General features: G+C 64.5%; 7 protein-coding genes and 1 pseudogene. All 8 read right to left on the bottom strand.

The genetic code is table 11. From position 1 onward, the window contains the following. Positions 1-306: pseudogene (locus CVM52_RS22010) on the bottom strand (LpxI family protein); the annotation flags it as partial. 4 nt (positions 307-310) lie between these two features. Beyond that, complete coding sequence (lpxA, locus tag CVM52_RS22005) at positions 311-1,096, bottom strand: acyl-ACP--UDP-N-acetylglucosamine O-acyltransferase (protein WP_100164528.1); 786 nt, start codon at positions 1,094-1,096, stop codon at positions 311-313. Positions 1,097-1,099: 3 nt separating this feature from the next. Then, positions 1,100-1,564 (bottom strand): 3-hydroxyacyl-ACP dehydratase FabZ, encoded by a 465-nt coding sequence (gene fabZ, locus CVM52_RS22000; protein WP_100164527.1) that lies wholly within the window; start codon positions 1,562-1,564, stop codon positions 1,100-1,102. Between the two features lie 63 nt (positions 1,565-1,627). Next, entirely contained in the window at positions 1,628-2,200 is a 573-nt protein-coding gene (locus CVM52_RS21995) for an OmpH/Skp family outer membrane protein (protein WP_240621035.1), read from the bottom strand. A 61-nt stretch (positions 2,201-2,261) separates the two neighbouring features. Continuing rightward, a complete protein-coding gene (bamA, locus tag CVM52_RS21990) occupies positions 2,262-4,625 on the bottom strand; it encodes an outer membrane protein assembly factor BamA (protein ID WP_100164526.1) in 2,364 nt (787 codons plus the stop codon). 141 nt (positions 4,626-4,766) lie between these two features. Then, a complete protein-coding gene (locus CVM52_RS28000) occupies positions 4,767-4,892 on the bottom strand; it encodes a hypothetical protein (protein ID WP_276308654.1) in 126 nt (41 codons plus the stop codon). Between the two features lie 179 nt (positions 4,893-5,071). Further along, positions 5,072-6,427, bottom strand: coding sequence for an RIP metalloprotease RseP (rseP, locus tag CVM52_RS21985; RefSeq protein WP_100164525.1), 1,356 nt, complete (start codon positions 6,425-6,427; stop codon positions 5,072-5,074). 4 nt (positions 6,428-6,431) lie between these two features. Next, the coding region (gene dxr, locus CVM52_RS21980) for a 1-deoxy-D-xylulose-5-phosphate reductoisomerase (RefSeq protein WP_100164524.1) at positions 6,432-7,309 on the bottom strand (878 nt) is incomplete at its 5' end.

Genomic DNA, 7,309 nt, shown 5'->3' with positions numbered 1-7,309 from the left:
CTGTGCGACCTCGTCATCGCCACGCGACAGCGCCGCGGTCAGGCGGGGGATCAGCGGCCGGGTTGCGGTGTCAATCGCCGCAGGGTCCACCGGCGGGCGGCGCACCGCTCCGGCCAGGCAAATCTCGGTCACGCCGCGCGCCTGCAGCTGCTGCAACAGCGTGCCCAGGGTTTCGAGGCGAAAGACCAGATCGGGGGCGAGCCCCTCGGGCTCGAAGCCGGCCAGCGCGCAGATCAACGGCGGCGCTGGCTGCGCCCCGGCAATCAGACCCGGCAGGCGGCCTTGCCCGGCGATGATCGCCAGCATGCCGCTAGCCTCCGGGCGTCAGGAATGACCGGTCGCTGCCGCCGAGCACGAAGGCAACGATTTCGCGCACGTAATCGCTTTCGGTTTCCTCGCCCAGGCGGCGGGCGCGGTCCTGGAAGGTGCCCTCGCCCTGCGCCAGCATCTGGAACGCCGCCCGCAGCGCGGTGATGTCCGAACGCGCCACGCCGCGCCGTTTCAGCCCGACCAGGTTCAGCCCGTCAAGATGGCCGCGCGGCGCCTGCACCAACCCGTAGGGAATCACGTCATTGGTCACCATGGTGACCGCACCGATGATCGCGCCCTTGCCGATGCGCACCCATTGATGCACGCCCGACAGCCCGCCGATGATGACGTCATCCTCCAGCACGCAATGGCCGGCGATGGCGGCGTTGTTGACCACGATCACCCGGTCGCCCACCTGCGCGTCATGGGCGATGTGGCACCCGGCCATGAACAGCCCGTCATCGCCGACACGGGTCACCCCGCCGCCGCCCTCGGTGCCGCAATTCATCGTCACATGCTCGCGGATGCGGTTGCGCCGGCCGATGTTCAGCCGGCTCGCCTCGCCGCGGAATTTCAGATCCTGGGGAATTTCACCGATCACCGCAAAGGAAAACACCACGGTCTCGTCGCCGATCACCGTATCGCCGGTGACCACCACATGCGATTTCAGCTCGACCCGGTCGCCCAGAACCACGTTCGGCCCGATCACGCAGAACGGGCCGATCACACAATCCTTGCCGATCTGCGCGCCGGGTTCGACCACCGCACTGGAATGGATCTGGGACATGTCCTACCCTTTCGGCATGTCGATCATCGCGGTGAACTCGGCCTCGGCGGCCAGTTCACCCTCGACCGTTGCCTTGCCGCCAAAGCGCCAGACCTTGCCGCCGGGCTTGCCGCGCAGCGTGGTCACATGCATGTCCAGCACATCGCCGGGCCCGACCTTGCGGCGGAACTTGCAGTTGTCGATGGCCATGAAATAAATCAGCAGATCCTTGTCTGCCATGTCCAGTGCGGCCCCGATCATCACCCCGGCGGTCTGCGCCATCGCCTCGACAATCGTCACCCCCGGCATCACCGGCACGCCGGGGAAATGCCCTTGGAAATGCGGCTCGTTCATGGTGACGTTCTTGATGCCACGGGCCGATCTGGTGCCGTCGATATCGACCACCTTGTCCACCAGCAGGAAGGGATAGCGGTGCGGCAGAATGCGCTGGATCAGCTGGATGTCGGCGCTTAGCAACGTGTCGCTCATATCGGTCTTTCCACAGTTGTCGTTGGTCTGACTAGCAATCCCACCGGCAATGGGCAAGCAAGGCTAGTCCTGCTGCGTCGGCGGTGGCGCAACAGCATCAGCACCCGCGCCCTGGGGCACAGCCAATTCCAGACCGTCGCCGATCGCCGCGTCGATGCGCGCGATCGCAACATCGGTGATATCGGTTGCATTGGCGCTGAGGAACACGCTGGAGCGTTCCAGGATCACCCCGGCGCCGGCCTCGCGCATCAGCCGCGCCAGCACTGGCTGCGCCGCCTCGTAGAAGCGTCCGCGCGCCTCGTCGTGACGCTGGCTCAGGGCGCGGGCCTTGGCGTCCTGCCGGCTGCGGATATCCTGCACCTTGGCATCGAAGGCATCGGCCAGCTTGCGGAACTCGTCCGGTTCCATCACCGGGCGCCGCTCGGTCAGGTCATGTTCTTCCTCGGTTAGTTCCGCCTCGATCTGGCGGTTCTCGGCCGAAAGCTCCAGGCTGTCCTGCTCGATCTCGCGGGCGATGCGCCGGCCAAAGGCGGAATCGGCATAAAACCGATCCGACGAGATGGTCAGGATCGCACTGTTCGGCACGCCGATCTGCTGCGCCTGGGCCGGCTCGGCCGTCCATCCCAACAGCAGCACTGCGCAGACAGCCGTGACCAGACGCATCCAGTTCAGGACGCAGGCACCGCGCACGCGCGCCTCAGAACCTGGCCTGAATGGTCAGGTCGAAACTCTGTTCCTTGTCGAAGGATTCACTTTTGATCGCTTCGGAGAAGTTCAGCCGCAGCGGGCCAAAGCCGGTATCCCACAGCAGCGAGAAGCCGATCACGTGACGCAGCGACCCGTTGGCACCAACGATATTGCCGCTGGCGGCGGTATTGGCATCGCTCAGATCCCACAGGTTGCCGACATCGTAGAACACGCCACCGCGAAGGCCGATTTCCTCGGGAACACCCAGCGGGAACTCGGCCTCGAACCGGGCCACCGCGTAATAGTTGCCGCCGATGGCATCGTCTTCGCCGTTGGACTGGTCGCGCGGACCGATACCGCCCGGCTCGAAACCGCGGATGAAGTCAGGATTCAGCAGGAAGCGGTCCAGCGTGCGGCTGAAATTCGAACCTTTCCAGCTCAGCGCGCCAGCCTCGACCGTGGCGCGTAGCGTCACCTCTTCGTTCAAAACCATGGTCTGCGCGATCGTGCGCACCCGCGAACGGATGAATTCGTTGTCGCCGCCCAGGCCGGCATAATCGGCGCCGATCTCGAACAGGACGCCGGCATTCGGGTTCAGGCCGGTCAGGCGGCTGTCATAGGTATAGGTCAGCCCGACGGTGCTGGTATTGCGTTTGCCAAAGCCGATCTCGCTGGCGATCACATTGCCGGTGGTAACATCTTCGCGCCCCACCATTTCCGAGAAGGCATAGCCATAGCGCACCTGAATGCTGCTGTTTTCGCTCAGCGGGAAGGACAGGCTGGGCGTGAAATAGCCGCGGTCGGTATTGTAGGTGGCGTAGGATGAATCGGTCTCGGCAACGCCCAGGTCCAGGTCGAATTGCAGATCCCGGCCCAGCAGATAGGGTTCGGAAAAGCCGATGCTGTATTGTTCCGAATCCTCGGCGGTCGAGGCGGTAAAGCTCAGCCGCTGGCCGCGCCCCAGGAAGTTGCTTTCGCTGAGCCCGATCGCCACGCCGAAGCCGTCATTCACCGAATAGGAGCCACCCAGGCTGAGCGACCCGGTCGGTTGTTCGTCGACGTTCACGTCGATCACCACCTGGTCAGCGGTCGAGCCCTCGCGCGCATTGACCTCGGCATTTTCAAAGAAGCCCAGGGCGCGGATGCGTTCGGCGCTCTGGCGCACCTCGCGCGGGTTGAACGGATCGCCCTCGACGATGCGGAACTGCTGGCGCACGATCCGGTCCAGCGTCGTGGTGTTGCCCTCGATGTCGATGCGCTCGACAAAGATGCGCGGACCGCGGGTCAGAACGAATTCCACGTCCAGCGTCAGGTCGCGGTCGTTCCGGGTGATCCGCGGTTCGACGCGCAGAAAATCAATGCCCTGCTCGATGGCCAGCCGTTCCATCCGGGTGATCGAGTTTTCCACCAGGGTCGGCGAATAGACCACGCCGGGCTTGATCTGCAGGACATTCTGGAAATCCTGCGCGTTGGCCTCGGACAACTGGCTGGAGGTCCGGATCTGGCCGAACTTGAACTGCTGGCCTTCCTCGACATTGACCACCAGGAAGAACGCGTCGCGTTCGCGCGTCAGCTCCACATTGGTGCTGATGGTGCGAAAATCGACATAGCCGCGCGACAGGTAGAAATCGCGCAGCACCTGCCGGTCGAACTGGATCCGCTCTTCGACCAGGGTATCGGCGCGGATGAAGGCGCGCAGGAAATTGGCCTGCTTGGTTTCCAGAACCCGGCGCAGGCGGCGGTCGGAATACACCCGGTTGCCGACAAAGCTGACCCGCTCGATCTCGATGGTGTCGCCTTCGGAGATCTCGAAGACCAGGTCGACGCGGTTGTCGCTGCGGCGGATGATGCGCGGCGTCACCGTGGCGGCAACCCGCCCCTGCTGGGCATAGGCCTGGGCGATGGTATTGGCATCGGCCTCGGCCTGGGCCGGGCTGAATACCCGACGCGGTTCGCTTTCGATGAACTCTTCCAGCGCCTCGTCCTTGATGCGGCGGTTGCCTTCGAAATTGATGCGGTTGATCGACGGGTTTTCCACCACCCGAACCAGCAGCGTGGCCCCCTGCGGAATCAGATCGACGCTTTCGAACAGGCCGCTGTTCAGGATCCGCTGATAGGCGTCGTTCAACTCGCCGGCGCTGATGGTCCGGCCCCGCTCGATACCCGCGTAGGTTGCAATCGTCCCGGTCTGGATACGCTGATTGCCCTCTACTTCGATACGGTTGAACTGATAGCTCTGAGCCTGCGCCAATCCCACCGAAAGCCAGCCCGAAAGGGCGGCGGCGACGAGCATGATCGAGAAAATGCGCAACAAGATGTTGGCGCCTGATTTTCGGCTAACGCAGGATATGCCTGCGAACGTCCCCAATCCCATGTCCCGAACCCAATTCTTATCCGCTATTGTCCTGTGAGTATCGGGATTGAACTTGGATGTCAAAACCACAAAAAAACGGCCCCCGGATTTTACCGGACGCCGCCGAAATTCTGCCACAGACGCCGCAACCGGCGGTCGGGCTTAGAGACCGCCCAGATAGGCCCCGGCCATCAGCGCAAATGCGATGGTCAGCAGATATAGCAGGCGATCCCAATTCAGGGTCATCACCAGCGATAGTCCGCGATAGGAGTGCTGCAAAACTTGCATATCGTCCGTTCCTCTTCTGCCTGTGACGCCAGAAAATAGTGCCGGAATATGGCAACACTTGGACCCCGGCGCGGCATCGCTGCGCAAGACGGCGGCGGGAGCCGCGCCGGGAATACGTTGGCAACGCCCCGTAAGGCCTTATAATTCAGGAAGTTTCGCGTGCAGACAGCCCGGCGCCCTCAGCAGAAGATGTCATTGCCCAGGGCAAAGACCATCAGCGTCAGAATCGCCGCCATGCCGAAGGCCATCAGCACCTGCAGCGCCCGGTCATTGGGCGGCCGGCCGGTGGCGGCCTCGTAGACGTAGAACACCAGATGCCCGCCATCCAGCGCCGGGATCGGGAACAGATTCAGCAGCCCCACCGCCGTCGACAACACCGCGACGAACCAGATAAAGCTCTGCGCCCCCTGCGAAGCCATCGCGCCCGAGGTTTCGGCGATGCCGATCGGCCCGGAAATGTTGCAGGTGCTGATCGCGCCGGTGATCATATGCCACAGGCCGGACAGCGATCCGGTGATGATGGCGCCGGTCTGGGCCACCCCTCCCACCAGCGCCTCGACCGGGCCGGCGGCCTCCTTGGCAGGTTCGATCGCCATGCCGCTGACCACGCCGATGCGCCATTGGGTGGCAAAGCCGCCCTCCTGCTGCGGTTCGTCGGTGCGCCGCGGTGCCAGCGCGAATTGCAGGTTTTCACCCTCACGCCAGACCGACACTTCCAGAACCCGCCCGTCCGATGCCTCGACCCGGCTTTTCAACTGATCGAAGGCAAAGATCGGGTCGCCATCGACGGCGACGATCACATCGCCGGGGCGAAACCCCGCATCCATCGCCGCGCTGCGCGGAGCCACCGAACTGATCAGCGGCGGATAGAGATATGGGCCATCGACCTCCATCTGCTGCCCATCGCGCAACACGGTATAGGCCAGCGCCCGTTCTTCCGGCAGCGCGGCGCGGAACGCGGACCAGTCCTCGCCGCCCTCGGTGTTGAACTTCGGCACGGTGACGCCGCCGACGGCCAGCAGTTCATCACCTTCCTGCAGCTCGTATGCGCCGCCCGGCAGCGGCTGGATCTCGCCCACGGTCAGCGGATCGCTGGCCACGCCGCGCAACATGAACACGGCGGTGAACACCGCGATGGACATGGCGAAATTGAACGCCGGCCCGGCCGCGACCGTGGCCGCGCGGGCCCAGAGCGGCGCGCCATGCATGGTCTTGCGCAGCGCCTCGGGATCGGCCGAGGCCGCCGCCATCACCCCGGAATCCTTGCCCGAGGCGGCGTTGGAATCGCCCAGGAATTTCACGTATCCGCCAAAGGGCAGCGCCGCCACCTGCCAGCGCGTGCCGCGCCGGTCGGTGCGCGCAAACAGCACCGGGCCGAAGCCCAGCGAAAACACCTCGGCATGGATACCGGACCAGCGCCCGACGATGTAATGGCCGAATTCGTGCACCGCGACGATGATCGACAGCGCCACGACAAAGGCCAGCAGCGTGTAGATCAACCCGCCGAACTGCGGAATAAGCGCAAAGATATCCAAATTCTCAGCCTGCCTGTTCTTTCATTGCCTCGTCGGCCCATGCTCTTGCCAGATGGTCCGTTTGCAACACGTTATCAAGGGTCATTGGGGCGTCAATGAGACCCGATTGCGCGTCAAACCGGTCAAGCACCCGTTCCACGACCGCCGCCATGTCCAGGAATCCGATGCGCCCGGCAATAAACGCATCCAGCCCGCGTTCCTTGGCGGCGTTGAACACCGCGCCCGCCAACCCGCCGCGCGCCATCACCTCGCGCGCCAACCGCAGCGCCGGATACCGCGCCGCGTCCGGCGCCCGGAAGGTCAATTGCCCGATGCGGGTCAGGTCCAGCCGCTCCACCGGCAGTTTGCGCCGGTCGGGATAGTTCAGCGCATAACCGATCGCGTGGCGCATATCCGGCGGGCCGACATGCGCCATCAGCGCACCGTCGCTAAAGCCCACCAGCGCATGCACCAGCGATTCGGGGTGCAGGATCACCTCGATGCGCTCGGGATCGACCTGGAAGAACTCCCGCGTCTCGATCAGTTCCAGGGCCTTGTTGAACATCGAGGCCGAATCGATGGTGATCCGCTGCCCCATGTCCCAATTCGGATGACAGGCCGCCTGTTGCGGTGTCGCCGATTTCAGCCGCTCCAGCGGCCAGTCGCGGAAGGCGCCGCCGCTGGCGGTGATCACGATCCGCTCGACCGCGCCGATATCCTCGCCGACCAGGGCCTGGAACACCGCCGAATGTTCGCTGTCCACCGGCAGCAACTGCGCCCTGTGTTGCCGCGCGGTCTCCAGCACCAGCGCCCCGGCGCAGACCAGCGTCTCCTTGTTGGCCAGCGCCAGCGTCGCGCCCTGCTGCAGCGCGCGCAGGCCCGGCTCCAGCCCGGCGGCGCCGA

This window comes from Pseudooceanicola lipolyticus (genome assembly GCF_002786325.1).
Lineage (GTDB): Bacteria > Pseudomonadota > Alphaproteobacteria > Rhodobacterales > Rhodobacteraceae > Pseudooceanicola_C > Pseudooceanicola_C lipolyticus.
Note: the sequence above shows the minus strand (reverse complement) of the source record. Positions and strands in the feature narration are given on the sequence as shown.